Annotated in this window: 22 protein-coding genes, 1 tRNA gene and 2 pseudogenes; 9 read left to right on the top strand and 16 right to left on the bottom strand. The window is 56.2% G+C overall.

What is annotated here, in order from left to right; genetic code table 11:
* Nucleotides 1-15: 15 nt before the first annotated feature.
* Nucleotides 16-1,308, bottom strand: coding sequence for an LssY C-terminal domain-containing protein (locus CX511_RS10905; RefSeq protein ID WP_101292201.1), 1,293 nt, complete (start codon nucleotides 1,306-1,308; stop codon nucleotides 16-18).
* Between the two features lie 736 nt (nucleotides 1,309-2,044).
* Here CX511_RS10905 and CX511_RS10900 point away from each other — a divergent pair.
* Nucleotides 2,045-2,350 carry a hypothetical protein gene (locus tag CX511_RS10900; RefSeq protein WP_045183901.1) on the top strand — a complete coding sequence of 102 codons (306 nt, stop codon included), beginning with the start codon at nucleotides 2,045-2,047 and terminating at the stop codon, nucleotides 2,348-2,350.
* A gap of 426 nt (nucleotides 2,351-2,776) precedes the next feature.
* On the opposite strand, the pseudogene CX511_RS10895 reads toward CX511_RS10900, so the two are convergent.
* From CX511_RS10895 to CX511_RS10885, 3 genes and pseudogenes are all read right to left on the bottom strand, one after another.
* Nucleotides 2,777-3,117, bottom strand: a pseudogene (locus tag CX511_RS10895) (hypothetical protein); the annotation flags it as partial.
* A 710-nt stretch (nucleotides 3,118-3,827) separates the two neighbouring features.
* Nucleotides 3,828-4,265: a hypothetical protein gene (locus CX511_RS10890; protein ID WP_101292200.1), complete on the bottom strand. Its 438-nt coding sequence runs from the start codon at nucleotides 4,263-4,265 to the stop codon at nucleotides 3,828-3,830.
* A gap of 562 nt (nucleotides 4,266-4,827) precedes the next feature.
* Nucleotides 4,828-5,190: a DUF2388 domain-containing protein gene (locus CX511_RS10885; protein WP_101291785.1), complete on the bottom strand. Its 363-nt coding sequence runs from the start codon at nucleotides 5,188-5,190 to the stop codon at nucleotides 4,828-4,830.
* Nucleotides 5,191-5,912: 722 nt separating this feature from the next.
* Here CX511_RS10885 and CX511_RS10880 point away from each other — a divergent pair.
* Together CX511_RS10880 and CX511_RS10875 are read left to right on the top strand one after the other, a co-directional pair.
* Nucleotides 5,913-6,042 (top strand): annotated as a pseudogene (locus CX511_RS10880) (integrase); the annotation flags it as partial.
* Between the two features lie 338 nt (nucleotides 6,043-6,380).
* A complete protein-coding gene (locus CX511_RS10875) occupies nucleotides 6,381-7,541 on the top strand; it encodes an IS30 family transposase (RefSeq protein WP_220639165.1) in 1,161 nt (386 codons plus the stop codon).
* A 69-nt stretch (nucleotides 7,542-7,610) separates the two neighbouring features.
* Here the strand turns inward: CX511_RS10875 and CX511_RS10870 are convergent, their stop codons facing one another.
* The 3 genes from CX511_RS10870 to CX511_RS10860 form a co-directional block, all read right to left on the bottom strand.
* On the bottom strand, nucleotides 7,611-8,912 hold the full coding sequence (locus CX511_RS10870; RefSeq protein ID WP_045183911.1) for an OmpP1/FadL family transporter: 1,302 nt from the start codon (nucleotides 8,910-8,912) through the stop codon (nucleotides 7,611-7,613).
* A 68-nt stretch (nucleotides 8,913-8,980) separates the two neighbouring features.
* A complete protein-coding gene (locus CX511_RS10865) occupies nucleotides 8,981-9,655 on the bottom strand; it encodes a DUF3313 domain-containing protein (protein WP_045183913.1) in 675 nt (224 codons plus the stop codon).
* A 112-nt stretch (nucleotides 9,656-9,767) separates the two neighbouring features.
* Nucleotides 9,768-11,720, bottom strand: coding sequence for an alkyl/aryl-sulfatase (locus tag CX511_RS10860; RefSeq protein ID WP_101291823.1), 1,953 nt, complete (start codon nucleotides 11,718-11,720; stop codon nucleotides 9,768-9,770).
* A 344-nt stretch (nucleotides 11,721-12,064) separates the two neighbouring features.
* On the opposite strand from CX511_RS10860, the gene CX511_RS10855 reads away from it, so the two are divergent.
* Nucleotides 12,065-12,886 carry a hypothetical protein gene (locus tag CX511_RS10855; protein WP_101291822.1) on the top strand — a complete coding sequence of 274 codons (822 nt, stop codon included), beginning with the start codon at nucleotides 12,065-12,067 and terminating at the stop codon, nucleotides 12,884-12,886.
* A 295-nt stretch (nucleotides 12,887-13,181) separates the two neighbouring features.
* Here CX511_RS10855 and CX511_RS10850 read toward each other — a convergent pair whose 3' ends face one another.
* From CX511_RS10850 to CX511_RS10840, 3 genes are all read right to left on the bottom strand, one after another.
* Nucleotides 13,182-13,385 carry a hypothetical protein gene (locus CX511_RS10850; protein ID WP_143527660.1) on the bottom strand — a complete coding sequence of 68 codons (204 nt, stop codon included), beginning with the start codon at nucleotides 13,383-13,385 and terminating at the stop codon, nucleotides 13,182-13,184.
* 102 nt (nucleotides 13,386-13,487) lie between these two features.
* Entirely contained in the window at nucleotides 13,488-13,688 is a 201-nt protein-coding gene (locus CX511_RS10845) for a hypothetical protein (RefSeq protein WP_045183918.1), read from the bottom strand.
* Between the two features lie 164 nt (nucleotides 13,689-13,852).
* The gene (locus CX511_RS10840; RefSeq protein ID WP_231353406.1) at nucleotides 13,853-14,173 is read right to left on the bottom strand and encodes a hypothetical protein; all 321 of its coding nucleotides are present in this window, start codon (nucleotides 14,171-14,173) and stop codon (nucleotides 13,853-13,855) included.
* 300 nt (nucleotides 14,174-14,473) lie between these two features.
* Here CX511_RS10840 and CX511_RS25665 point away from each other — a divergent pair, with 300 nt between their 5' ends.
* Nucleotides 14,474-14,917: a polysaccharide lyase family 7 protein gene (locus CX511_RS25665; RefSeq protein WP_082071327.1), complete on the top strand. Its 444-nt coding sequence runs from the start codon at nucleotides 14,474-14,476 to the stop codon at nucleotides 14,915-14,917.
* Here the strand turns inward: CX511_RS25665 and CX511_RS10835 are convergent.
* Entirely contained in the window at nucleotides 14,898-15,416 is a 519-nt protein-coding gene (locus CX511_RS10835; RefSeq protein WP_156156591.1) for an MrpH family fimbial adhesin, read from the bottom strand. The genes CX511_RS25665 and CX511_RS10835 overlap by 20 nt on opposite strands.
* 480 nt (nucleotides 15,417-15,896) lie before the next feature.
* Between CX511_RS10835 and CX511_RS10830 the strand changes: the two genes are divergently transcribed.
* A complete protein-coding gene (locus CX511_RS10830) occupies nucleotides 15,897-16,775 on the top strand; it encodes a DUF7168 domain-containing protein (protein ID WP_231353405.1) in 879 nt (292 codons plus the stop codon).
* Between the two features lie 99 nt (nucleotides 16,776-16,874).
* Here the strand turns inward: CX511_RS10830 and CX511_RS10825 are convergent.
* A tRNA-Cys gene (locus CX511_RS10825) sits at nucleotides 16,875-16,948 on the bottom strand.
* Nucleotides 16,949-17,256: 308 nt separating this feature from the next.
* On the opposite strand from CX511_RS10825, the gene alkB reads away from it, so the two are divergent.
* Both alkB and CX511_RS10815 read left to right on the top strand, forming a co-directional pair.
* Nucleotides 17,257-17,913 (top strand): DNA oxidative demethylase AlkB, encoded by a 657-nt coding sequence (alkB, locus tag CX511_RS10820; protein ID WP_045183921.1) that lies wholly within the window; start codon nucleotides 17,257-17,259, stop codon nucleotides 17,911-17,913.
* Nucleotides 17,914-18,054: 141 nt separating this feature from the next.
* Nucleotides 18,055-19,989 carry a DNA topoisomerase III gene (locus CX511_RS10815; RefSeq protein ID WP_045183922.1) on the top strand — a complete coding sequence of 645 codons (1,935 nt, stop codon included), beginning with the start codon at nucleotides 18,055-18,057 and terminating at the stop codon, nucleotides 19,987-19,989.
* 32 nt (nucleotides 19,990-20,021) lie between these two features.
* Here the strand turns inward: CX511_RS10815 and CX511_RS10810 are convergent, their stop codons facing one another.
* From CX511_RS10810 to thpR, 3 genes are all read right to left on the bottom strand, one after another.
* Complete coding sequence (locus tag CX511_RS10810) at nucleotides 20,022-20,846, bottom strand: class I SAM-dependent methyltransferase (RefSeq protein ID WP_101291829.1); 825 nt, start codon at nucleotides 20,844-20,846, stop codon at nucleotides 20,022-20,024.
* Between the two features lie 69 nt (nucleotides 20,847-20,915).
* Complete coding sequence (locus tag CX511_RS10805) at nucleotides 20,916-23,009, bottom strand: TonB-dependent siderophore receptor (RefSeq protein WP_101291830.1); 2,094 nt, start codon at nucleotides 23,007-23,009, stop codon at nucleotides 20,916-20,918.
* A 99-nt stretch (nucleotides 23,010-23,108) separates the two neighbouring features.
* The gene (gene thpR, locus CX511_RS10800; protein ID WP_101291831.1) at nucleotides 23,109-23,654 is read right to left on the bottom strand and encodes an RNA 2',3'-cyclic phosphodiesterase; all 546 of its coding nucleotides are present in this window, start codon (nucleotides 23,652-23,654) and stop codon (nucleotides 23,109-23,111) included.
* A gap of 214 nt (nucleotides 23,655-23,868) precedes the next feature.
* On the opposite strand from thpR, the gene lpxO reads away from it, so the two are divergent.
* Nucleotides 23,869-24,768 (top strand): lipid A hydroxylase LpxO, encoded by a 900-nt coding sequence (gene lpxO, locus CX511_RS10795; protein WP_045184401.1) that lies wholly within the window; start codon nucleotides 23,869-23,871, stop codon nucleotides 24,766-24,768.
* Between the two features lie 284 nt (nucleotides 24,769-25,052).
* On the opposite strand, the gene CX511_RS10790 is transcribed toward lpxO, so the two are convergent.
* Entirely contained in the window at nucleotides 25,053-25,523 is a 471-nt protein-coding gene (locus CX511_RS10790; RefSeq protein WP_101291832.1) for an NTF2 fold immunity protein, read from the bottom strand.
* Between the last annotated feature and the right edge of the window lie 180 nt (nucleotides 25,524-25,703).

The following is a 25,703-nucleotide window of genomic DNA, read 5'->3' as shown; positions in this document are numbered from 1 at the left end:
CCGACGGCAAGCGGCTCATGGCTTGCCCCGCCCCGGTGGTTGTCCGCCATTCTCGTAGATTCCCTTCGATAGAAAGAACTCGATTTGCGCCAGGGAGGTGTGCAGGTGATCGAATACCAGGACACAGCGCAGCCCATCCGTGTAGTAAGGATCGGTCGTCAGGTTTTCGCGCGGCGCGCTCTTGGGCGCGGCCCCCACCCCCTTCACAAATCCAAACTTGGCCAGCGTCACCGAATACGCCATATCCTGTGTCAGCGCACTGCGCGCTTCGTCGACGTCAGGGTCGATTTTGTGCGTCGTCAGCGTCGCAGAATGCAGGGTTAACCGGCTGCCGATATCACGGCTGATCTGTCCGACCCACACCTTCTTGCCGTGATATTGCATCGGACTCAGCCACAGCCTCAGGTGATTGCGTTGGTGGACGTTGTCACGCGCCTTTTGCAAGGCAAGGTCCTGAGCGCGCCCGAACAGATAGAGATCGCTCACCGGCGCATAGGGATAGCGCTCGCCGGCAAGCGCCGAATTAACCATTTTCATGATCGACCCCGACCACTTCTCCTCGGTTCCACGCCAGCCGCGACGCGCGAAGGCGGGGAAGGCATCATCGAGGCCGCCGACGATCACCAGGTTCAGCGGATCACCGTTCCTGGAACCCTCCTCGTTGGTGACGCAGCACGGCAGCGCCTCCAGCGCCGCCTGGAAACTGGCGTCATCGGTGTAGTTCACAATGTCTTCGGGCGGATAGATGCCCTGCCTGAACACTTCGCTGATGTGGTAATCGGTGCGCAAGCCCGGAACGATGGCCAGGACAGAAAAATGCCTCGACCGCCCGTCTGCCACCAGATCGAGGTTAACGAACTTGAACCCCTCGTCCAGATTGGTCAACACGAAGCCCGAGGTTGTCGCACCAGGTGCGACAGGGTTGCGAAAGGCCAGCCGGCGAAAGTGCCGGTCGAGCGCCGTCCGCTCGTCCTGCGTGCCCCCGGAGAAAAATGCTTCGGCCGCCTCGGATGCAGGGAAGAAATTTGGATCGAGGCCCGGCGAAAGCAAATAGTAGGCGCGGTCTTCCCGATTTTTGATTTCGACCCAGACTGGCTGTATCGAAGTCTTCGCCAGCGGCACGCCGTAGACCGCCTCGCTTTCTGCGGCTGACAGGACGGCGGTCGACACGCGCAAGCCGCCATCGCTGCGCGTCACGGCGCGGCTCTTGTAGTCAAGGCCCGTCGTTGGCGGAGGCTGGGAGGCGCAGCCGACGAGCGCGGCTGCGGTGGCCGTTGCTGCGAGAACGTGTTTCACCATGCGATGCATCACGTAACCTCATCAACTGAGCTTTACCAATCTTCGCTGGCCAGCCTACGTAATCCGTGGCTACTACGGACATTAGTTTCTACGTCGCAGCTTTTCATTATGAACCGCCCCGGGAATTTCGTTGGCTTTTTGGTGTGAGTCACGCCGCCCTGGTCCACCGCGCTTGCCATCCGCTATCCATGCTCGAGCGAACGTATAGGTAAGTGCCCCAGAATGTGGTGAGCACCAAGGCGAAGCATGAATCGCCAAGGGTTCTCTAGACACCTTGCGAGCTCAGTCCTTCACTCCCACATTATTTGATCAGGGCCGTATAGGTCGCCTCGCAAACAGTACCAACCGTGCGAATTTTGTCGACATCCCGCGAGAGGAAATAGCGGAACCTTACTATTAGCACAGTGCATCTCTTATAAAAAATAGAAGCTCATAAATAATATCGTCACCCTTAAACTTATCGCAAAATACAGGAGATTTCGCTCGGCGCTTTACCCCCACTTAAAGTGCAAAGTTAAACTTCTCCACCTCATCGAATAAGAAATAAATTGTAACAATGACCTCTTGAAATAATCTAAACACCAAGAAACCAACATTTACTGAGCAAGAATGAGAAATTTTGCCTTTTATAGCTGGATGGAAACCCAGTTCATTAAAACTCCACCCAATGGTAACGTATGCTTTCGCATTGCTCAGCACAAGAAACAACATGAGCAAACTTGTTGGTTGAATAAAGGATTAACGAATGACTATCGAGCGAGAGATTTTCTCGGCCCTTATCGCGCAGAACGCATTTGAAGGTGAAAAGCCGAGCGTACAAAGCTACGCCCAGCTAGCCGTCGACAAGGGATTTAGAGCGCTTTCGTCAAAGCAACAGGCAGTGGTAAGCCCCTTCCTGCAAAAAAAATGCGAGGGCATGAAAAAACCAAATGAAAAACATAACAACTGCCAAAATATTATAGGCGGTCGTGAATTGGTTACAGCCCTTGAGAAATCCGAGCATTATAAAGGATGGCGCTGCGAGAGCTGCCGAAGTGCTTCTGAAAAATAATAAATCGATCCAAAGAGAGCAATAACCTAAAAACCTATAAAAACAACCAGAAAAATCACTATTGCTCTCGCTACTCCTGAACGCTATTGCAGCAGGCCACCACAGGCCTGCTCACAGGCCTTTCTTTTTTTAGGCCCTGATCAATAGCCCCCATCAAATCGCCGCTCACTCGTCACGCACTTGAGCACTTCGGAAAAAATTTGCACGACGCAGCCAAATTCTTCTGCGTGTCTAATTTTTTTAAGGAGAAAATAGTGCCCCTATATCAAATAGCACTGCTGGTTGTTTTCGGTATCGCCACACTCTGGTGGGGCTACCGATTGGATAAGAAGAACCGTCAAAAGGAGTTGGCCGCAAAAAGACAAAGCGACACCCGAGCCTCCTAAGGTCGCTGGCTGACATCCCTGATATACGTCTGAGCCGCCCTCAAGGCTGCTTGGTCGACGATGAGGTCTCTCCGTAAATCGAGAACAGCCTGTCCAGTTTCTCGACTGAGTTCGACGGTTCCGGCATCACCCAGGCTGGTGGTGCTGGCAGTACCCGGCCAGGCTTGCCGGTGTTGATCACGCGCCGATATCCTGGAAGCGGCCGGCGTCGGCCAGTTCATTCAGGCCGTGGGTCGCCCCCCACCAGGCCGCAGACATGGCGGCGTGCTCTGGTTGCTCGATCAGTTCGGGCTTCTCCTCTAGCGGCAGGCTAAGGCCGGTACCGGCGTCCGCATAGTTCGACCGGCCGGTGATCTGGATAAGGCCACAGCGGAACGGCCATAGGCCTTATGCAGTACATCCGGAATTACTGGTATGCCCAGATTTCTAACCATTACCCAGCAGGCGGTGAGCGTAATCCACCTCTTCTTGAGGTTCTCATGAAGCCTCCAATTCGGGTTGGCAAGATCGTCGCCTGGACCTAATTTCTACTGTGCCCGCCAAGCCAAACACCAGACGCAAAAAGCCCCGCCCGGTGCTCTCTGCTCAAGCTCTACCATCTCCCCCGAAATGCTTAGTCGATACCGCTACTCCACGATCTTTGCTCTAGACCTCTCGCACGCCAACCTCAGCCTTTCATGAGCATCAGGCGGCATCGGCGCAGTCATCATGGACCTATAGGTCATGCATTCGTTGGTTTCGGAGGTAGGGCTTGCTGTAATGCCTGGGTCACTTGATGCGCAACCTGCCAGCACAGCCACCGACACCGCCGCGATCAGAATTCGCATATGATCCCTCCTTGTTAATGGCGGGAATCTAGCATGCCCAGAGTCAGTCCTGTTGAGCAACGAACGCCGGCTGCTCCAACGCGTTGGATACATACATGCAGTTCTTCATTTCGCGAAGGGCTGATAGACGGCCAACTTGCCCGAGATTCGAGGATACGCTGGTCTGCAGTGCACTATTTCCAGCGGCAGGCATAAACAGCATTCCGCCGCCCACGTCAGTACTCCAGAGTTCTGTGGGAGCCGACGTTCTGTCTTTTACAGGAATCATCTACTGCACTGCTCTTGCGGGGACCAGTTGAATTTGTAATTGAGTGGAGGCAGCTCGTAGTGTTCGGCCAAGTAGAGCCCGAGCATCTCACCTTCTTTCGCATATGCGGCAGTTTTGTCTGCGGTTGGGTACCAGCTAACCCACAAAGAATCCAAAGGAAATGCCTTCTCAAACGAGGCGAAATTGAATCGCCAACCGGCCATGTGACCGGTAGCACCTTGGTTGCCTGCACATCGGACGAAAGCACCAAGTCGCCGCCTCAGGTTGTCGGACTCCCCAATGGTCAAAACACCGTTGTCGTCGATTCCCACAGCCCGAGTGATGGCTCGATCTGCGCAGATGATGTAAACGCCAGGCACTGCAGGCGCGTTGCGGTGATGATCTACTAGCCTCAACCACTCAGGCTCCCATCCTTCCCAGTTCTTGACCTTCATCCCATGCCTCCACAGATAGAGGCAAAACGATATCACGGCTTCAATTATGAAAAGTTTTGAGACGAAGGTCAGGCAAGGCGAAAACAGCCGAGGAAGCGGAGTTTACGGGTTGTAAATGAGCATTCCGAGGCTGTTTTCAACGCAGCATCACCGAGTATCAAGGCTTTTCATACAGAGCCTAGGTAAACCTCCTCCCTCAGCATTGGGGTTCCAAAGCTGACCGGCCCAATACTTTTGTCAGGGTCGGATGAAAGCGTTGCCTGAAGGCTGTAAATTTCTGCGTCTGTCGCTAATCGAATGCAGACACGTGCTGACATATTGGGCCGCCCTATTTGGAAAGAACGGCAATTTACCATTACGCCATATCAGCGCAATTCCACTGCCCCTACCCCCTGGCCGCAACATCCAGTGTGGATGGAAAGCCCGTCCTGGACCTGCTCGGGCCCGTGCACTTAAACCCCATTCTATACGTATAGAATGGGACATCCGTGTATACCGCCTACGTCCCCCAAACGCTAAAACCATCGCGGGGGGTGGCTAACAGTGGTTGAAACGCTTTTTGCTAGCGCAATTCGTAAACCAAGACTGCTTCAGCCAAGCCAATGTCGCTGACTGTGCCCACCTCATTCTGAGTACGCAAAACCTCGAATGCAGCCTCCAGGCTCGCGCCTCGAATACCTCCATCACTCGCGACGAAAGCTGCAGCATCATTGCGAGCGGCCAGTATTTTTTGGTCACCTCTCTTAGAGCTATTCCGGCTGCTTTCTTGGCTATCTTCGGTAAGCGTAACGGGGAAAAGAGTCACAGCAAGACTCGATGAAACAATCGCTCCAAAGGCTGAGACCTCGACCGCCCTAGCATCACCGGCGATTACGCGAAAACTGCATGGAAAACCGAGCATAAGCACAACAATCAGTTTGCGCAAAAATCCACTCCATGGGAGAGAGTCATCCTTTAGAGGCTGAATCTACCGTCTTCCTGGACGGGCATCCAGAAGCAAAAGCCCAGCACGGGGCTGGGCACTTAATCAGGAGTCCTTGGTTCCGCTGCCTATGGCCGCCGCTGCACCGCCACCGAGCGCGGCACCGGTCCCAGTTACAACTGCTGTCCCTACGACCATACCTCCTCCACCTGCAGCAACGGCGCCGCCGCCCAACGCTGCAAGGGACGCATTTGTCAAAGCTGCACCATGGAGAGTACTGATAGCAGTGCCTGTGCTAGCAGCACCTAGTAAGCCAGCCGATCCTGCTGCAGCAGCTATAGCTGGAGCTGCCACCAATGCGATTCCCCCAGTTGCAGTAGCGGCTAGCACTGTGGAGGCCACGGGGTTTTCCTTCACCGTATCCTCAACAGCTTGCGCGGCATCCCCCACATGCGTCACAACGGCGTCTCCAGCAGAGACAAACGCTCTGAGTCCAGAATCAATCCCGCGCCCCATCGATTCAAAAATATCCCACACGCTCATAAAATCCTCCTTGGGCAGATTGCCATTACCGCTAAAATCATAGCAACCGGGAGTACCAGGGCCAACGCTGGCCGGGCATCCAGCGTGGATGGAAAGCCAGCAACCGGAGCAACTTGCAACGTAGTAGCGTTGTGCCTCCAGTGAACCGCTCGGCTCGGAACCACCATGACTTCATTGCTTTTTTACGACCTAAAGCGGCTTCCGAGATCACTGACTTGGCCGATGCCAGCCTGCTGCTGGGTCACTCGAAAAGAAGGTATTACCGAGCGGGTTTGCCGCCGTATCAGTGCGATTGCCAAGCCTTCAAAATAGTAAAGTTTCGGAACTCCGAGCTTTTCGAGCGTATATAAAAACAGTATCGGTAGGTGGCACCATGATCATCGAAGACGACAGCTTTGCGCTGGGTGTGCCGACGCCCATGGAAATGCTCGAGCAGCATACTCTCCTGCTCCGGGGTGAAAATGAGCAACTGCAGCATGACCTATTCCGGGCACGGAAGAACATCGAGCAGCTGGTGGTGATCAACCAGGGCCAGGCTGAGCAGATCACCAAGCTGAACTGTAGGATCAAACGAATGGCAGCTCACCGGTGTGGATTCAACCGGTCGATGCAACACACTAGATTCTGTGTAAGCAGGAGGAGTGTTGCAGATGAAGCAAAGGCCTCGGATCTATTACACCGAAACCCAGAAAGCGCTGATGTGGGAGCACTGGCGAAAGGGAGACTCTCTCCAGCAGATCGCGCAGTTGTTTGACCGTAATCACTCATCGATACAGCGCATTCTGGCGGAGACCGGAGGCATCCAGCCTCCTGTGCGTCATCGCTCACGATTGGCGTTGTCATTGGCAGAGCGCGAGGAGATTTCACGTGCTGTAGTGGCAGGGAAATCGATCCGTTCGGTGGCATCACTACTCGGGCGAGCACCTTCTACTATCAGCCGCGAGATCAAGCGCAACGGCGGTCTTGGAAGCTATCGAGCAAGTCAGGCCGAGCAAGCTGCCTGGAGCCGAGCATGTCGCCCCAAGATCTGTAAACTGGCTAAGAACCCAACAGCGGCGCAGATCGTAGCAAGCAAGCTCCAATTGCAGTGGTCGCCGGAGCAAATTGCCGGATGGTTAAAGCGCGAATTTCCAGATGATGCGAGCTCTCAGGTGTCACACGAAACGATCTATCGAACCCTCTTCATTCAAGCCCGTGGAGCCCTGAAGAAGGAATTGCTAGAGCACTTGCGGCGCACCCGTGCAATGCGCCGTTCGCGCCATCACACGCAGAAGAATGAGAGCCACGGCAAGATTAGCGATACGGTCTCAATCAGTGAGCGTCCAGCTACGGTTGAAGATCGAGCAGTACCCGGCCACTGGGAAGGTGATCTGTTGTTCGGCAGCAAGAACAGTCAAATCGCCACGCTTGTCGAGCGCCATACCCGCTATGTGATGCTGGTGAAAGTTGCCAGCAAGGACACCGAGTCGGTGATCAACGCGCTCATCGAAAACGCTCGTCTGCTGCCCCAGGAGCTTTACAGGTCACTGACCTGGGACAGGGGCAAAGAGATGGCCTCCCATAAGCGTTTCACATTGGCGACCGACATAAAGGTCTATTTCTGTGACCCTCAAAATCCTTGGCAGCGTGGGTCAAACGAAAATACCAACGGCCTGCTACGGCAGTATTTTCCCAAGGGCACCGACATTTCGGTCTACACGCAGGACCAGCTCAATGCAGTGGCGAGGACGCTGAATGAACGTCCTCGGAAGACACTAAACTATGAAACACCGGCAGACAGGTTTAGCCAGTGTGTTGCATCGACCGGTTGAATCCACAGGCAATGGCGGTCATGATGAATCTGAACATGGGGCCTCCCCTTGGCGCGGTTGGGCGTGGAGTCAGAAACGCCAAGTAGCGCCGCCACCGATTACGTGCAGAGCCGCGTTGCGGTAGGTGCCCGAAAGCGTGTCGCCCGAGCGTGCCTTGGTTTGTTCCACCTCCATGTCGCCAAGCCAGATCAGTGTGTATGCCGCGTGCAAGTCCAGGCCTTCATCGACCTGGTAGTTGATACCGGTGGCCAGACGCCAGGCCTCGCCCATGGGGTTATCAACCGTGCGGTCTTCGTCGTCCACCGCCGAGCTGTCATAACCCAGCCCCATGTTCAGGCGCAGGCGGGGATTGAGCTGGTACTGGGCACCGACCGAGGCGTGCCAGGTGTCCTTGTACTTGCGATCGGCAGTGCGGCTGACGCCCAATGCGTCAGCGTCGACCTCCACGCCGATGTTGCCGAACTCGCTCCAGTCTTGCCAGCCAAGGCTACCCAGCAACTTCCACTGCGCATTGAGGTCATGGGCGATGCTGACCAGCGCGGTCTGCGGCACCGACATGTCCAACTCCAGCGAGTCTGCACCCAGGCGGTTCAATGCGCCGTTGAGGATCAGGTTGTCGACCTTGTGCACGCTGGGCTTGTCCTTGAACTCCAGATCAACCTTGCTGGTATAGGCCAGGCCGATTTGCGTGTGTTCGCTCAACTTGTACAGCAGGCCAAGGTTGACGCCGGTACCGACGTCGGTGTCCTTGAATTCAAGTTGGCCATCGGGACGATCACGTAGCCCGAGCAGGTTGTTGTTGATGGCTGTTTCGTTACGGTAGTAGGCATACATGATGCGCGGGCCAACACCAATGGACAGCTCATCGGTAAATTTGTACGCCAGGGTTGGCTGAAAGGAGATGCCGATGATCGCTGCTTCCTGATTGAAGTAGCGACCGGCCCAGTCGTCATCGTAGTCCAAGGCCAGGCCAAAATTGCCGTACATGCCAAAGCCAATCGCCGCGCGCTCGTCAATTTGGTGGCTGACAAACAGGCTGGCACCCGGCAGGTATTGCAGGGCGTTGCCGCCTTCGTTGCCGTCGAACTGGTTGCTGCTGTCGCGGGAGAAGCGCATGTCACCGAGGATCAACTGCGCATTGGCGCTGACCTGAGTGCCCTGCAGCTCAGCAATGCCTGCCGGGTTACTCATTAACACGCTGGGATCGGTAGCCAGCGCGGCGGCACCGGCATTGGCCAGACCATTGCTTTCCTGTCCGGCTTCGTAGATTAGAATTCCACCGGCCCATGTCTCACTGCTCAGTACAGCTAAGCAGAGCGCCAGGCCTGTAATCCGCAAGCCATGGTTGAGATCACACGTGGCTGACTTCATCAAACCTCCTCAAGGTCAATCCTTTGAACTCAACCTGCCTGTGATGTCGGCAGGTCGAGGTCCACGTCTTAGTGCTTGGTCTTGAGTTGCTCGAACGACTTGACGATGTCTATCGCCCAGCCATCGAGCACCGCCCTGGTGTCGTTGGCGGTCATCACTTGGTCAGAGTTATCCAGATCGGCCCCAGCGCCCTTACGCACTACCTGGGCAACCACTTTGTTACTGCTGGCATCGAGGAACTGTGCTTCAGTCGAAAGGCTGGTGTCCTGGTCGCGAATACCGGTGGCAGCACTGACGCCTGCGGCGACCAAGGCAATCGGGATCACTTCATACGGGCGCAGGCCCTTGGTCTTGGCGCTCACCGCAGTAATCGCCGGTCGTACGACCAACACGCCTGGGCCCGGGCCATTGGCCAACGGCAAGACTTTGGAGAACTGGGTTTGCAGTGCCTGGTTGTAGTACCGAGTGATGCCTTGCAGGGTGGAGTCCGGAATTTTTTCCGTCGCCTGTGGCTTGGGGTACAACTGGCTTGGCTCAACGTAGACGCTCCTGAACTTGTTAGCGTCCACCTTCGGGTCAATCCAACGCATTACGGCTGCGCCTGACGGTGACTTCTCCTCCTTCAGCGCACTGTAGTCCTTCAGAAATCCGGAATACTGGTCGGGCTCAACATATTTACTAGCGCAACCCGAGAGCGCCAGGGATAGCACGCACAACGGTGCGGCAAGTGATTTGAGCTGCATATAAAACTCCGATTTAGCCAAACGGCTTAAGTCTGAAACAACGAAGGTCATCGACTATGTGCGATGGCGGCAGCAGTTCATTTGCCGCCGCCATCGCCCCATAATTTACGAATTACGGCGTCACGATGTTGAACCAGAAGTCGAAGTTGTCCATGTAGCTCATCAACTCCTCAAGCTTGCCTTCGTTGCCCTCGACCTTAATAGCTCCCGAGCCTTTCGCATCTTTCAGCGTGGTCTGTTTGAGCATCAGGTTGTTCAGCGTGTCGCGGGTCAGGGTGATGGTGGCGTCAGCATCTTTCGATTGCATGCCCTCGGTGTGGTTGAGTACGCCGTTAACCATCTCCAGCGTGTATTTCTGCTTCAGATCAGTGAAGTCAAGATTGAGGGTAATGTGCTTACCGTCGACCTCAGGCCCTTTCAGGCGCATGGCCAGGTAATCGAAGAACAGGTCCAGGTCCATCGCCTTCACGGTGTCGGGGCTAGCAGTGTCCGGCGTTGGCAGTTTCTGCACGCCATTACGAAGCTCCTGAGCACCGGTCAGGTAGAAGTTGCGCCACGGGCCGCTTTCAGCCTGGTAGCCCAGTTGCTCGAGGGCGTCGGCCTGCATATTTTTCGCAGCCTGGTTATTTGGATCGGCAAAGACCACGTTGTTTACAACCTTGGCCACCCAGCGGAAGTCACCCTTGTCGTAATACTCCTTGGCTTTTTTCAGTACGGCATCGGCGCCACCCATCATGTCGACGAAACGCTTGGCCTCTTCCTCCGGTGGCAGCTCCCACAGGGTCGCGGGGTTGCCGATAAACCAACCCAAGTGCAGAACGTAAGTGGCCTTGACGTTGTGGTTCAGCGAGCCGTAATAGCCGCGGTTGGAGAAGCGGTCGGCGATCGACTTGGGCAGTTTCACCTGCTCGGCGATTTCGGTCATGGTGTACCCCTTGTTGGCCAGACGCAGGGTTTCGTCGTTAATGTAGCGGTACATGTCACGTTGCGAGGACAACTGATCCTTCACTTCCTTGTTGCCCCAGACCGGCCAGTGGTGCATGGCGTACATCACCTGAACATCGTCGCCCCACATTTTCAACGCTTCGTTGAGGTACTTCGACCATGGCAGTGGCTCGCGAATTTTCGCGCCACGTAGCGAGTAGGTGTTGTGCATGGTGTGAGTGGAGTCTTCGGCCGTGTTCAGGGCCTTTTTCTCCCTGATGTAATACAGCATTTCGGCCGGTGCCTCGCTGCCTGGCGCATAGAGGAACTCATAAGTGAGACCGTCGATAACGTGCTTTTCGCCCGTCTTTTCGATGATATTTGTCGGTGGGATGAGAGTTACTGTACCGGCAGAGGTGGTAGTACCCAGTCCAGCCCCCAGCTGGCCGTTTGCGTTCGGCGGCAGCAGGTTACCGTACATATAGCTGGCGCGACGGCTCATGGCGGTGCCGGCCATGACGTTCTCTGCCACTGCGTGCTCAAGGAAGCCTTTAGGTGCGTAGACCTTTACCTTGCCAGCCTTGACGTCTTCTTCATTGATCACACCGCGCACACCACCATAGTGGTCAACGTGACTGTGGGTGTAGATCACCGCGACCACTGGCTTTTTCGGACGGTGCTTGAAATACAGATCAAGCGCAGCTTTGGCCGTTTCGGCGGAAATCAGCGGGTCGAAGATGGTGATACCTTCCTTGCCTTCGACAATGGTCATGTTCGACAGGTCGTAGTTGCGCACCTGGTAGATGCCATCGGTAACTTCGAACAGGCCAGAGATGTTGATCAGTTGCGATTGGCGCCAAAGGCTGGGGTTGGTCGTGTCAGGCGCTGTCTCGCCTTCCTTGATGAAGGCATATTTGCTCGGATCCCAGATCACATTGCCTGACTTGCCCTTGATTACTTCGGTAGGCAGCGGAGCAATGAAACCTTTATGGGCCAGCTCAAATGACGTTTTGTCATTGAAGGGTAGCTCCTTGAGCAAGGCATTATTGGCCGCCTTGGTGGCTTCAGTTGCGGGCTTCGGTTGCTCTGCAGCCATCGCTTCGGTCGCCAGCGCAAGGGCTACTACCAGTGAGCATGTCATGCCCGCAACTTTGCGCGCTTTCGAACCACTACGAGGGAAGAACTGCCCTGTCGTCATCTCCAAACTCATTTCTATGCTCCTGCTAGTCGGAAATCGCACTACCAAACCGGTAAACGCGAGCATAGGTAAACGTAGTAGGTTTTTATCAATTGGCTAGTGACCGAACAGTCTAAAATAATCCTTTTGGGCGCAAAGCAACGGTTGCCCGTAGTCGGTTTCCCTAACCTCCAATCGCTCGCACAGCACTTTCCCAGACGCTCCAACCTTTGAGAAAATTGCACATAAATCACTGTTGCCTATGCTTATCCCTTGCTGTTCGCTTTAGTCGACTACAGGTGATGAACATGGATTTGAAACAGCGATGGATATACACCTCTTCGACATTGGTCGCTTCGTTGTGCTTCGTGCCCATAGTTTGGGCTGAAGATTCTGCAGAGCTGGCCAAAAAAGCCCTCAACCCCGTAGCTGCTATGTACAGCCTCCCGGTGCAGTACAACTGGGACCAGAAGATGGGCCCGACCGGGGAAGGCATGCACAGCGTGACCAATATTCAGCCGGTGCTACCATTCACCCTCAACGCTGACTGGAACCTGATCTCGCGCACCATCCTGCCGATCATCGATCAACACGGTCATGCACCCAATGGTGCGGCGGACAAGTCCGGGGTTGGCGATATCACCCAAAGCTTCTTCTTTTCACCGAAAGAGCCCACAGAAGGTGGCTGGATACTCGGCGTCGGCCCGGCATTGCTGATTCCCACCGGCAGTGATGAATTGCTCGGTAGCGAACAGTGGGGAGGCGGCCCAACCGCCGTTGCGCTGAAACAGGCAAATGGCTGGACGCATGGAATACTCGCCAACCATATCTGGGGGTTTGATGGCAGCCCTCCGGACGACAAGGAAAAGGTAAACCAAACCTTCCTGCAACCCTTCCTTTCTTATACAACCAGCACCCTTACTACGTACGGGGTGAACACCGAATCTACCTACAACTGGCAGTCACGAGAATGGTCTGTACCGGTCAACCTGATGGTCACCCAGCTGTTGAAAGTCGGTGGTCAGCCCCTAACGGTGCAAGTCGGGCCACGCTACTGGCTCGACAGCCCAGATGACGGTCCGCAGGGTTGGGGTTTTCGTTTTGCTGTGACGTTGTTGTTTCCACGCTGAGGCAGATGCGACTACAAGGGCTAGATGATGAATCCAGGCCAAGCTGCTGTCCGCCATTGGCCGAATCCAGCATACCGGGACAGTCCAAGCAGAGGCTGGAGGTGTCTATGATGCCGGGGGTAATCCAATGGTAGGTAGTGAAGTTGTGGCGCGGAACGAGGTTCTATGGCTCGCGGCCCGGCCGGGAACGATGGCTGCGCTGGACACGCTCTGCGAGTCTCCTGAGCGGATTTTAGCGTTCAGCCGCAGAGCATGCTGATGATTCAGCAGGATTCAGAAGATGAGGTGATAGCGCCTACTCAGGCCAAAAATTCTGTTCTGCAAATTTTTGCCACTTAGCATTAGCAGACCCTACGGCACACTCTAGCCCCCTAACTGTTTCAAGGTAGCCGTCCTCTGACCTGTCATGTTCTGCATGGTAGTCCTTCAGCTCCTTCAATGCCGCACAGACGTTCGCTAAAAGCTTGCCGCTCTCTTCGATTTTTTGCAGGTCGAGCACATCCATCTCCTTTGCCCGGCACCCATTGCCGGCCACCCGTAATACCCCATCCCAAACCAAATTGCCACCATGCCGCATCCGGCCACGGAGCGCGGCGGGCGCTCACCATTTGCCTGCGAGGTAGAACATGCCTCCAGCAAAGCTGGTGAGGATAAGGCCGTCTAGCACATCGCCAGAAGTACCGCACCCCGATAGATAGGATTCGATCTGCACAGCCAAGAAGAAAATGGCTATGAAAACAACGACGCCCATGATGCGCCGTTGAAGCTTGAACCTGGCCTTTTCAGTTCCGAACCACAGCATTCACGCCTCCTTTAGTAATCCATCCATAACCCCACGATAACTTGCGTAGGCTCTCAGGTCACGGAGGGCGGCGCATGCATGGAGGAAGCCATGAGCGGCTACAACTGCGACTACGTTCGCCGCCACTACGATGTGCCGGCCGAGATCGGACGCCAGGTCAAACCTCATTCCTGCTTAGCTTTTTGCATATCTTCCGGGGGACTGTACGCCAATCGATTCTCGCTTAATCGGTGAAAAGGCGACCGCTTCATCCAAGGGAGCACGCTATGAAAAGCAACCAGCAGTAAAGCCCAGCAGACAAGGCAAAAGATCGATCCTTCGCTCTTGCTCAAAGGAAGTTCAAAAGCAATTGCCACCACCGCGAACATCATGCTGGCAAAGAATAAGCAGGTGGCCATGGCATTGACGAAGAAATTTAGCCTGTACCAATGATCTGGAATTAGTTCCAGTGGTCCCATGGCAATCAGTGCAATTCCGAGCGGCATGGAAAACGTGACCAATGACGCAGAGGGCTCTCCGTACCGCAGGAAAACTATCCAAATCGCGAGCCCTGCGAATGATGCAGTTCGTGTTTTCGTCGCCGCTAATCGTGAGACAAACGCTCTGACTGGTTCCCACAGCCTCATCACAGCTCTCCCTGCCTAGTAAGCGTCAAAGCATAACACTCCTATTCAACGAATCACGCCACCCCGGCGAGGCAGCCGAATGTATTGGCCAAGGCTCCGTTGGCATGACCGCAGCGCTTTCAAGGCCCTGCGAGATTCATATCCAAAAACCAAAAAGGTATGACCATGAATAACTTCGGGAATATCACCGCGCATGGCACGCGATATCTCTACCCAGAGAGGCCACCGCAAGACCTCTTCTGGATCGACCAAAATGGGCACACCAACTACTGGTGCTCAGTCCAAGGCGGTACATCGGGAACCTCTAATAGCCCACGAACAGACAGCCGCCAGACGCTTCCTGGCTCCGCCGAATCGTTCAACTGGGTACGCGGCAGCGCCAAGCACTCGATGACTGGCCGGGTACGGGTTGAAGTCGCCCCTTCCAAAGGGAAAGTTATTGTCGGCCAAATCCATGGGCTGAACGCCCCGAACCCATTCCTGATGGTGATTTGGTGGAACGGTGTTGTACGGATCGATGCACGCGATCGTCCAGGTAGTACAACCCGGACGCTGCTGAAGAAGGCAATCCCACTAGGTCAGCCTAAGGTGGCGAGATTGTAAGCACGGTAGATCCGGAAAAAGCACCAGGCTCAACGGTTCCGTTGCTGAACAATGTTGATTTGACGACAACTGGGCGGGGCAAATCCTTTTCCATAAAAACCTCAACGCCGCCCTGCGCACTTTTCCCTCCGACTGTGAGTTTTGAGTACAAACTACGATCTGCTCTGAGGTTTACGGCCGAAGATAGTTTTGCGATTACACTGCTCTCCCCGGTGCATGTTAACTGAAGTGTGGTTGCTGCCTCATTACCATCAATGGCAGCATCACTTACATTGCCATGGTTAATGTTGGTATTTCCTTTGATCTCGCACTGCATGGTTGGCTTAATAACTTGAGCGCAAGTTCCAACAGGAACAACAACTCCTCCTGCTCCAGAATAGCTGTAACCTTGAGCAAAGGTGATACAAAAGCTATCGCTCACTTTTGAATCCTTGGGAACAAACAAGCTACCTTGAAAAGGGATCGAAAAACCAGACATTTGTCTGCGAATGTCTGCCATAGAAGTACTTGGCCTTATCCCACCCCAGTAGTGCTTGCTAGACTCCACATACGTGGAGTCACCCGGACGTTGCGCCCCAACCAACCTCAAACTGCATGTAACAGCTCTAGAATCGTTGCAAAAACTATGACCGCCCCCCTCCCAGGCAGTAACAGTAAAATAATAACGCACCCCACCTGGTTCGTATTGACTACGAGTGGATTGGATAGAGACAGCATGCGCAACGTTAGCCATTAAGCAGAGTAAAAGCAAAAGCGCAGCCCAATAAGGTCTATTACTGTTCAACACATTCAGCCCTACCCAAAAAAAGAGCGGGAATGGTATGTGGCACTTCTTACTTTTGATCCAGGAATCTACCGAAGCTTTTGTAGGAATTTTCTGAGAGCGCTAAGGTGCCCTCCTGCCAGCAACCCCAGCTGCACCTATCTGATTGCTATTCCTCCCAATTCAACGAATCACGCCACCCCGGCGAGGGCGCTGATGCGCGAGTACCGCCTGACCGAAATGGACGTGCACCTGTGTGATGTGGGCGAAGTCGAGTCGGAGAAAGCCAGGGTCAAGCGCAGGCCAACTTGGGACCAGCATCTGGGCTCAATCGTTGGAGAAGCATTCGGAGTTCGGTCGTTCCCCAGGCGCAGTTGGTGCAAATCGACAAGCCGCGTTATGGACCGCGAATTGTTCGTTGGAGTGAGTCCGGCCCCACAGATCGCTATGTACGCCTACGAGGCACTGCTGACCAAGCTAACCCAGGCCCGACGTGAGTATGTGTCGCAAGTGCGAGCTGGCAAGCAACGCAGTTCCTATTCACCTGAAACTGCGGGAGATCATTTTGCGCTGGCCTGGGTGTCGGCAGTGCACGACAAAATTCACGAGCTGGCGCCCCGAGGTGAAGAAGATCTCGCCATCGGCCAGCACTCGAATGGCCGCGAACTGGTGGCGGTCGAAGCGAAAGACAAGGCCCTGATCGAGCAGTACCTGTCAGGGAGAGAAATTGGCAAGGCCAGGAAAGCCCGCAAGGTCGAACTCGACCTGGATGCCCTTGACCGCATAATGCGACGAACAAGCCAGCACCTGTCGCCGTTTTTCATCTTCAACGAGCATGGCAAGCGGATGAGCTGGCCGATGCTACGCAACAGGTGGGCGGATGCGCGTGAGGCTGCTCGAGTGAAGGCCGAAGTGGAGAAGAAGCCTGACCTGGCCAACCGAATCGCCCAGTTCCAGTTTAGGGATATCCGACCGAAGGCGGCGTCGGAGATCAACGATCTGAGCGATGCGAGCGTACTGCTCGGCCACTCAAAAGAGGGAATCACCGAACGCGTTTACCGTCGCGTCGGCGCCATCGCAAAGCCCTCCAAGTGAGGAAGTTTCGGGACTGGCGTCTATTTGTTTTGGGACTTCCACACTTTCAGGCGCCCAAAGAAAAACCCCGCAGACGTTAATCTGCGGGGCTTTCAATAATGGAGGCCGAGGTCGGAATCGAACCGGCGTAGACGGATTTGCAATCCGGAGCATAACCACTTTGCTACTCGGCCTCAAATGCCCAAGATCCTTAAAACAGCAATCTCAAACATATACAACTCTTTAAGGAAACAACTCACTAAAATCGCTATCCCCTTGAAAACGCTAGGCTTTTCAGCTGTCTCGTTTTCGATGGACGCAATTATGGACTCATTCGTTTGAGCTGGCAACCCCTTGAATTCAAAAAGTTTATTTTTTTCTGTCGGCGGGTTTGAGGTGCCCTGATAACGGGGGTGCGCAGACGAAGTTCAGGGGCACGCAGGCCCGCCAAAGCGCCGTATCATACAGAAATCTCCCCTGCCCGCTGCGTGAACTGACGCCGATGAAGCAAACCGAGTTGGACCTGTTCAACCCCCAAGACCCACCGCAACCGCAGTGGGTTGGCACACAGGCGGTGGTGTTGCCAGGGTTTGCCCTGCCTCAGGTACAGGCGCTACTGCCTGTTTTGCGTCGCGTCATCGCCCAGGCGCCCTTTCGTCATATGTTCACGCCTGGCGGGCTGAAAATGGCGGTGGGGCTGACCAACTGCGGCGCATTGGGCTGGGTCAGTGATCGTCACGGCTATCGCTACAGTGCGGTCGATCCGCTGAGCAACCGGCCCTGGCCGGCATTGCCTGAGGTATTGCTGGATCTGGCCAACCGCGCGGCGACCCTCGCCGGGTTCAGCGACTTTCATGCCGATGCCTGCCTGGTCAATTGTTATCGCCCCGGCAACCGACTGAGCCTGCACCAGGACCGTGACGAGCGCGACTTTACCCAGCCGATTGTCTCGGTATCGCTTGGTTTGCCTGCGGTGTTTCTGTTGGGTGGGCATGCCCGCAACGAACCTACCCAGCGCATCGGCCTGCGCCATGGTGATGTGCTGGTCTGGGGAGGTGAGGACCGTTTGCGTTTTCACGGGGTCCTGCCGCTCAAGTCGGGTTCACACCCGTTGTTAGGCGAGCTGCGGATAAATCTGACCCTGCGTAAGGCAGGGTGATACCCCTCTTCCCTGATCTGAATAACACATTAAAGAAAGCGTCACCGCCAACCTGTATATACATACAGATAAAACTTGCCAGCCCTGACGATCCTGCGCATGCTATGGCTCACTTCAGCCACAGAATGACACTCAGCCGGCATGCGCCTGTTTCTCTGCGAAAAGCCCTCCCAGGCCAAGGATATCGCCAAGGTCCTCGGCGCCAACCGCCGCGGCGATGGCTGCTGGGTAGGCACTGACGTCACCGTTACCTGGTGCATCGGGCACCTGCTCGAAACCGCACCGCCCGACAGCTACGATGCCCGCTACAAACGCTGGGCGCTGGCCGACCTGCCGATCATCCCTAGCCAGTGGAAGATGCTGGTCAAGCCAAAAACCGCCAGCCAGTTCAAGGCAGTCAAGCGCCTGCTCGGCGAGGCCCGAGAACTGGTGATCGCCACAGATGCCGACCGCGAAGGCGAGATGATCGCCCGCGAACTGGTTGAGCACTGTCGTTACCGCGGGCCGATCCGCCGCCTATGGCTGTCAGCCCTGGACGACGCTTCGATTCGCAAGGCCTTGGCCGCGCTCAAACCGGGCAGTGAAACCTTCAGTCTGTACCATTCGGCCTTGGGCCGCTCGCGCGCCGACTGGCTGATCGGGATGAACATGAGCCGCTTGTTCACCCTGCTCGGGCGCCAGTCCGGTTATCAGGGTGTACTGCCGGTGGGCCGGGTGCAAACCCCTACCCTGCGCCTGGTGGTGGATCGCGACCGTAGTATTGCCGACTTCGTGCCCGTGGCATTTTGGGCCATCGATGTCGTGCTCGACAGCGCCGGAACGCGCTTCAGCGCACAATGGCGTGCCGCCGAAGACGCCTGCGATGATCAGGGTCGCTGCCTCAATCAGGTCCTGGCCCAACAGGCCGCCACCGCCATCGGCAATGCCGCCAGCGCCCGCGTGGTGAAGGTGGCCACCGAACGGGTACGCGAGGCCGCGCCCCTGCCCTTCGACCTCGGTACCTTGCAGGAACTGTGCTCGAAGAAGCTCGGCCTCGGCGCGCAGGAAACCCTCGACATCGCCCAGGCGTTGTATGAAACCCACAAGCTGATCACCTATCCGCGCAGCGACTGTGGCTACCTGCCCTTGAGCCAGCATGGCGAAGCGCCGTCCATTCTTGCAGCGCTACAACGTGCCGACGCCAGCCTTGCCCCATTGCAGAACCACCTGCAGGCGCAACGCCGGTCACGGGCCTGGAACGACGCCAAGGTCAGTGCCCACCACGGCATCATTCCCACTGCAGCGGCCAGCGACCCTTCGCGCCTGCCGCCCAAATACAAGGCGGTCTACACCCTGATACGCGCCCGTTACCTGGCGCAGTTCCTGCCCAACCACGAGTACGACCGCACCCAGGCCGATTTCGACTGCGCAGGCCAGGCCTTGCGTGCCGTGGGCAAACAGATCGTCGAGCCGGGCTGGCGTCGCGCCCTGCCTGAAGCCCTCACTCCGGCCAAAGGCCGTGAGGCCCCCGCCGCCCAAGTCCTGCCAGCCTTGCAGCAAGGTCAGGACTGCGCCGTGGCCGAGGTGAACCTCAAGGACCTGTGGACGCAACCACCCAAACCCTTTACCGAAGGCGATTTGATCAAGGCCATGAAAAACGTCGCCAAGTTGGTCGACGACCCACGCCTCAAACAGAAGCTCAAGGACACTACCGGTATCGGCACCGAGGCCACCCGTGCCGGGATCATTCAGGGGCTGCTGGACCGTGGTTACCTGGTCAAGCAAGGCAAGGCACTGAGTGCCACGCCCGCAGCTTTCAGTTTGATTGATGCCGTACCTCGCGCAATTGCCGATCCGGGCACTACGGCAATCTGGGAACAGGCCTTGGACATGGTTCAGAGTGGCGAGATGAGCCTGGAGGAATTTGTCGCTAAACAGTCGGCATGGATGAGCAAGCAAGTGCAGCGCTGTGCCGGGATGAGCTTGACCATCAGTGGTCCGGCAACCCCGGCCGGACGTGGCGGCACGCCATGGAAGAAGAAACGCAAACGCAGTGCACCTGCGGGAAAATCACCCCGTAAACCGCGGGCCCTGTAGGAACCAGCCTTGCTGATCAGGCAATCCGCTGATCACCCCCGCTTCATCGCCTGCAACGTATAACTCAACGGCAAGCGCCAGCGTTCCTTGTCCAATGCCCACTCACCCTGCGCATTCTTGCTCATCTGCCCCGGCAAGGCCTCCCAGGGAATGCTGTCATGCTCGACAAGCGCAGTGATCTGCAAACCATGCCCTAACAACGCAGTGATGACCTCACCCAGGCCATGGTTCCATTCATGTGTAACCGTGTGGACAAGCGGTGTAGCTGTTTCGACATAGGTCTGGTCACTGCCCCACACCAACGGTGCCTGACGCTCAAAGTAGGGATACTCGATGACCAATCGATCCTGATAATCCTCGTTCACGGCCAGCAGCATCGGGTGGCCTTCACGCAGGAACAAGCGACCACCTGGTTTAAGCAACGCTGCGACTGTACGCGCCCAAGGCTCAATGCTCGGTAGCCAGCACAAGGCACCGATGCCGGTGTAGACCATGTCGAAACTGCCCGGCGTCAGCACCTGGTCGGCAGCGTACACATCCGACTCGACGAAATCGATTTTCGCCCCGCAGCGCTCCGCCAGCCGTCGCGCCTGTGCCAGAGACTGCGAGGAGTAATCCAGCCCGCACACCTCGGCGCCCAGCCGCGCCAGTGACAAGGTGTCGGTGCCGATATGACATTGCAGGTGCACGGTGCGCAGCCCACGAATATCCCCCAGGCGCGGCACATCGAAACGCACTACTGCAGACAGGTGCTGCGGGTGGGCAATGAACTGCTCCACCTCATAGTCAACGGACTCCGCGTGCAGTGGCGCACGTTCATCCCAACTGCGCCGATTCAGTTCCATTGAGTCTGTCATCACTCACCTGCCTGTGTGGAATTGTCCATAATCCCACTACCTTAGAAGCGCTTTACCGATGCTTCAAGGCTACAACGTAAGGCTCAGGCTGACACTGACGTTGCGTGGCTCACCCGGCATGTTCCACACCGCGTTGTAACCACGCTCGTAATACTTGCGGTCGAACAGGTTGTTCAGGTTCAAGCCAACCGTGGCCTGTTCACTGACTTTGTAGTGGGCCAACAAATCAACGGTGCTGTAGCTCGGCAGGCGGAAACTGCTCCCGGCCTGCCCGGAGCGGTCGCCGACGTAGGTCGCCGCTACGCCGACATCCGCCCCCTGCAGAACACCTTCTTGAAACTCATACACCGCCATCAAGCTGCCGCTGTGCTGAGGGATGCCCAGCAAGTCACTGCCCTCAGGCAGGCTGGCATCGCCTTTGGTCACCTCGGCATCAATATAGGCATAGGCACCGATCACCCGCACAGCGTCACTCAACTGGCCACTGAACTGCAGATCGACACCCTGGCTGCGCGCCTTGCCGGCAGCCACGCTGTCGCCAAAGGCATCGGTAGTGATGACGTTTTCCTTGTCGATCCGGAACAGTGCCAAGGTCGCGCCCACACGGCTGTCGAACAGGTCGAGCTTGAGCCCGGTTTCATAGCCCAGGCCCTTCTCCGGTTTGTACACCTGCCCCTGGGTGCCAATGCTGTTGGGCTTGAACGAAGTCGAGGCGTTGGCAAATACGCCGACCTGCGGGGTGAGTTGGTACAACAGGCCCACGCGCGGGGTGGCCACGTCTTTTTCCTGGGTGTTGCTGACCTGGCTGGTGCGGTTCTGTGCGGTCTGTTCTATATGTTCCAGACGCACGCCAATCAAGCCCCGCAGGCGCTCGGTGAGGGTGATCTGGTCTTGCAGGTTGAGCGCGTAACTCTGCGTGCGCTCGAAAAAATCATTGGCCTTGGTCAGGGCAGGCTTAGGCTTGCCATACACCGGGTTGTAGATGTCCAGGCCATAGTCCGGGGTCGTCGCACTCTGCGGATACTTCTGGCTGTTGCGGTAGTTCTCGTACTCAAGGCCGATCAGGCTCTGGTGTTGCCAACCGGCAATGTCGAACTGGCCGTGCAGTTCAGCCTGGGTGATGTTGTCATTCCACTCAAAGTCGCGCTCGCGATAAAAGCGGCTGAGGGTGGTGCCGACCAGCCGCTGGGGTTCGGAGCTGTTGCCCTTGAGCCGACCCTGGGTGTAGTGGTTGGCCAGGCGCACCGTCCAGCTTTCGTTGAGGGCATGCTCAAGCGTCAGGTCCAGGGTCTGGTTATCGTTGCGGATGCGTCCATCATTGGGCTCACCAAAGAAGCTCGAGCGGCTGACCGGGCCCAGCTCGTTGTTCACCGCCGGAACCCCCCGGTCAAACACCGACTCAGTGCGCGAGAACTCGCTGTCGATAGACAACCAGGTCTGCGGGCTCAACTGCCAGCTCAGCGATGGGCTGACAATACGCCGCTCACTGCCAACGTAATCGCGAAAGCTGCCGTTGTCCTCCACCGCCATATTGACCCGCGACAGCACGCGGCCGTCTTCACTGAGCGGCGTGTTCACATCAAGGCTGCTGCGGTAGCGATCCCAGCTACCGGCACTGGCCTTGAACTGCGTGAACGCTTCGGCTTGCGGACGCTTGCTGACGATGTTCACCAGACCACCGGGGTCACCGCGCCCATACAGGCTGGCCGCCGGGCCCTTGAGCACTTCGATGCGTTCTATGTTCGAGGTGTCTGGCGCGCTGTAGCTGCCACGGTTGACGGCGAAGCCGTTCTTGTACAGCTCACCGGTAGTGAAACCACGCACGCTGTAATTAAGGAAGGTCAGGCCACCAAAGTTGTTCTGTCGGCTCACCCCACCGGCAAAATCCAGGGCCCGGTCGATGCGCGTGCTGTTGAGGTCTTCAAGCACCTGACTGGGCACCACGGCGATGCTCTGAGGGGTGTCGCGAATATCAGTATCGGTCTTGGTCGCCGTGCTTGAGCGGTTGGCGCGATAACCTTGAACCGGGCCGGTAACGGATTCTGCATAGTGGCGCTCGCTGACGGTCAGGGTATCGAGCAACACCGGCTCTGCAGCCGCCGCCGGCAACGAGAACAACGATGCCGACAGACCGAGCGATAAGCTTCCTAGGGGGTAGTTCATGGGGACTCCTTAATGATTATGTAATAACATAACAATTAGCGAAGCCACTTGAAAACAACATGCGACGACTTTTCTATGGGCTCGCGCAACACCCCATCATCATTCAGTCAGTAGTGGCCACTGCGCCAACGACCAATAACGCCCTTTGCGTGACTCAAACAAGGTGAACTGCCGCGCCCGCAGGAGAAACTCCGCCGCCACCATCGCTTCGGGCACCGGGCCTTGATAGTGACGGGCCAGGGTCAGATGCGCACGGTATTCCCTGGGCGTTTCGCTAAAGCCCAACGGCAACATCGCCTGCTGCAGGGCATAGACCAGTTGCCGCAATACCGCGGGCGTTTTCGTGGGGGTCAACACCAGCGCTCTGGCTGGACGCCAAACCTCCAGCCGGTCCAGCGCCACCGTCACCGACTTCCCGGGCACCGGCACTGCTGCGGCCGCTGCACAAATACCGGCCACCTGCGCATTGGGCACCGCGCCAAGAAACATCAGGGTCAGATGAAAGTTGGCAGAAGGCACCGGGCGTCCAATTCCGGTTCCCAGCTCATTGCGCCAGCGAGCAATAGCGCGACGTTGTGACGCTTCACATTCCAGGGCAAAGAACAGCCGCTTGAACGGCTCGCCCTGCTCCAAGGCTTCGGTCATTGGGTTTTATCTCCTGCTCCCAAATACTACTTGCCCCTCCCACCCTACCCCCGACTTGGCGGGCATGCGAGGGCGAAATCCCTTAGGCAAACCTTTGCGTCTGGGACTAATGTCTGGCAGCAAAGCCGCAACATTTTGTACAAACCGACGACATGATTGTTTATGCTGGCCTGCTCAAGCCATGGCGCATCGCCACACCGATAAGTACCCGCCCATGAAAATCTTTCTCGTTCTACTGTTTGCATTCTCAATTACCTACGTCCACTTGCGTGGGCGTGTACGGCACAAAATCACCCGGCAACTGGGTGATCACTCGAGCTTTCTGGCCCCGGTGAACGTCTTTCTCTACCTGTTCTCCAAACTGCCTGCCAAGCCCTATCTGCCGGTAGAAAGCTTCCCCGAACTCAAGCCGTTGCAAGACAACTGGCAAGAAATACGCGCCGAAGCCCAGCAACTGCTGCATGTGGGTGAAATCAAAAGCTCACAGAAGTACGATGACGTCGGGTTCAACTCCTTCTTCAAGAGTGGCTGGAAACGCTTCTACCTGAAATGGTACGGCGAGAGTCACCCTTCGGCGATGAAACTGTGCCCACGCACCACCGAACTGCTGCAAAGCATTGGTACCGTCAAAGCCGCCATGTTCGCCACCCTGCCGCCGGGCTCGAAGCTGGTCCGCCACCGCGACCCGTATGCCGGCTCCTACCGCTACCACCTGGGCCTGGACACTCCGAACGACGATGGCTGCTACATCTGCGTAGACGGCGAAAACTATTCCTGGCGCGATGGCGAAGGCGTGGTGTTCGATGAAACCTACATCCACTACGCCGCCAACCAGACCGAACACAACCGCATCATCCTGTTCTGCGACGTCGAGCGCCCGCTCAAATACCGCTGGGCGACTGCGTTCAATCGCTGGTTCAGCCGCAGCGTCATGGCCGCCGCGGCTGCACCGAATGATGCCGGTGATAAAACCGGAGGCATCAACCGCCTGTTTACCCGTATCTACAAGGTTCGCGCACGGGGTAAGGCGTTGAAGAAACGCAACCGTACCCGGTACTACCTGGAGAAGTGGGCACTGGTGGCGGCGTTGGTGTTGGTGTTTATTTACATCTGAGGATATGCGGCGCTTGGCTGGGGCTAGGCTTTGTATGAAAAGTTTTGAGACGAAGGTCAGGCAAGGCGAAAACAGCCGAGGAAGCGGAGTTTACGGGGTGTAAATGAGCGTTCCGAGGCTGTTTTCAACGCAGCATCACCGAGTATCAAGGCTTTTCGTACAGAGCCTAAGGTAGCCCGTGTGACCCTAGCCCGGCTGCCCCTACGGGTTCACGAGCAGCATCTGTACAGGGCGTCGGTAATGTACAGCGCTCGCCAGTAAAGCCTTTGGTTAAAGCGGATAGATCAAAGGATCTTCGCGGCCCACTTTTCATCGCCATATCGACGATTTTTGTAACCATCAATTTTCCACTCGCCGGCTTTTTTCAACACAACGAACAGATACTCATCTTCAAAGCTTGTGCTTGTTTTCACGTACACCTCAGCACGCGTTTTTGTTTTCAACTCCACCCGAAGCTCCGCGGGACTTTCAATACCGTTAAATTTAGCCGGAAAGCCGAAGCTTTTTGGCGACTTTCCGCCGTAAACGCGCTGTTTATCTGTGCAGAACGCGTCGAAGAGCGGAGCAATCTGTATAGCCATCTTTTCGAACCAATCTGTGCGCGAGACGAAATGGTACTCATCACCAGAGTATTGTTCCCGTAGCAGCGTTTCCTCGCGCTGACTAGCGTCCCGTATGTCTTGCTCAATTTTGTTCCAGCGTTGCGCAAAACACCTGACACGTTCTGCCAAATACATTGTCAGCTCATCATTCATTGTCACCACACCTTGACAGGAAAAATATTTAGGTTTGATTTTACAACCCTAAGGCCAATCCTTGAGCTAAACTTATTATTCGCGAGCGCTCCATGCTCGTTTCGTTTCAGAGCCTTACCCTCTAATCACTCCACAACCTTGAAAAATGACTCGCCCCCATCAAAGCCCCCAACTGACGAC

Origin of the sequence: Pseudomonas sp. S06B 330, assembly GCF_002845275.2 — a bacterium.
GTDB lineage: Bacteria > Pseudomonadota > Gammaproteobacteria > Pseudomonadales > Pseudomonadaceae > Aquipseudomonas.
Note: the sequence above shows the minus strand (reverse complement) of the source record. Positions and strands in the feature narration are given on the sequence as shown.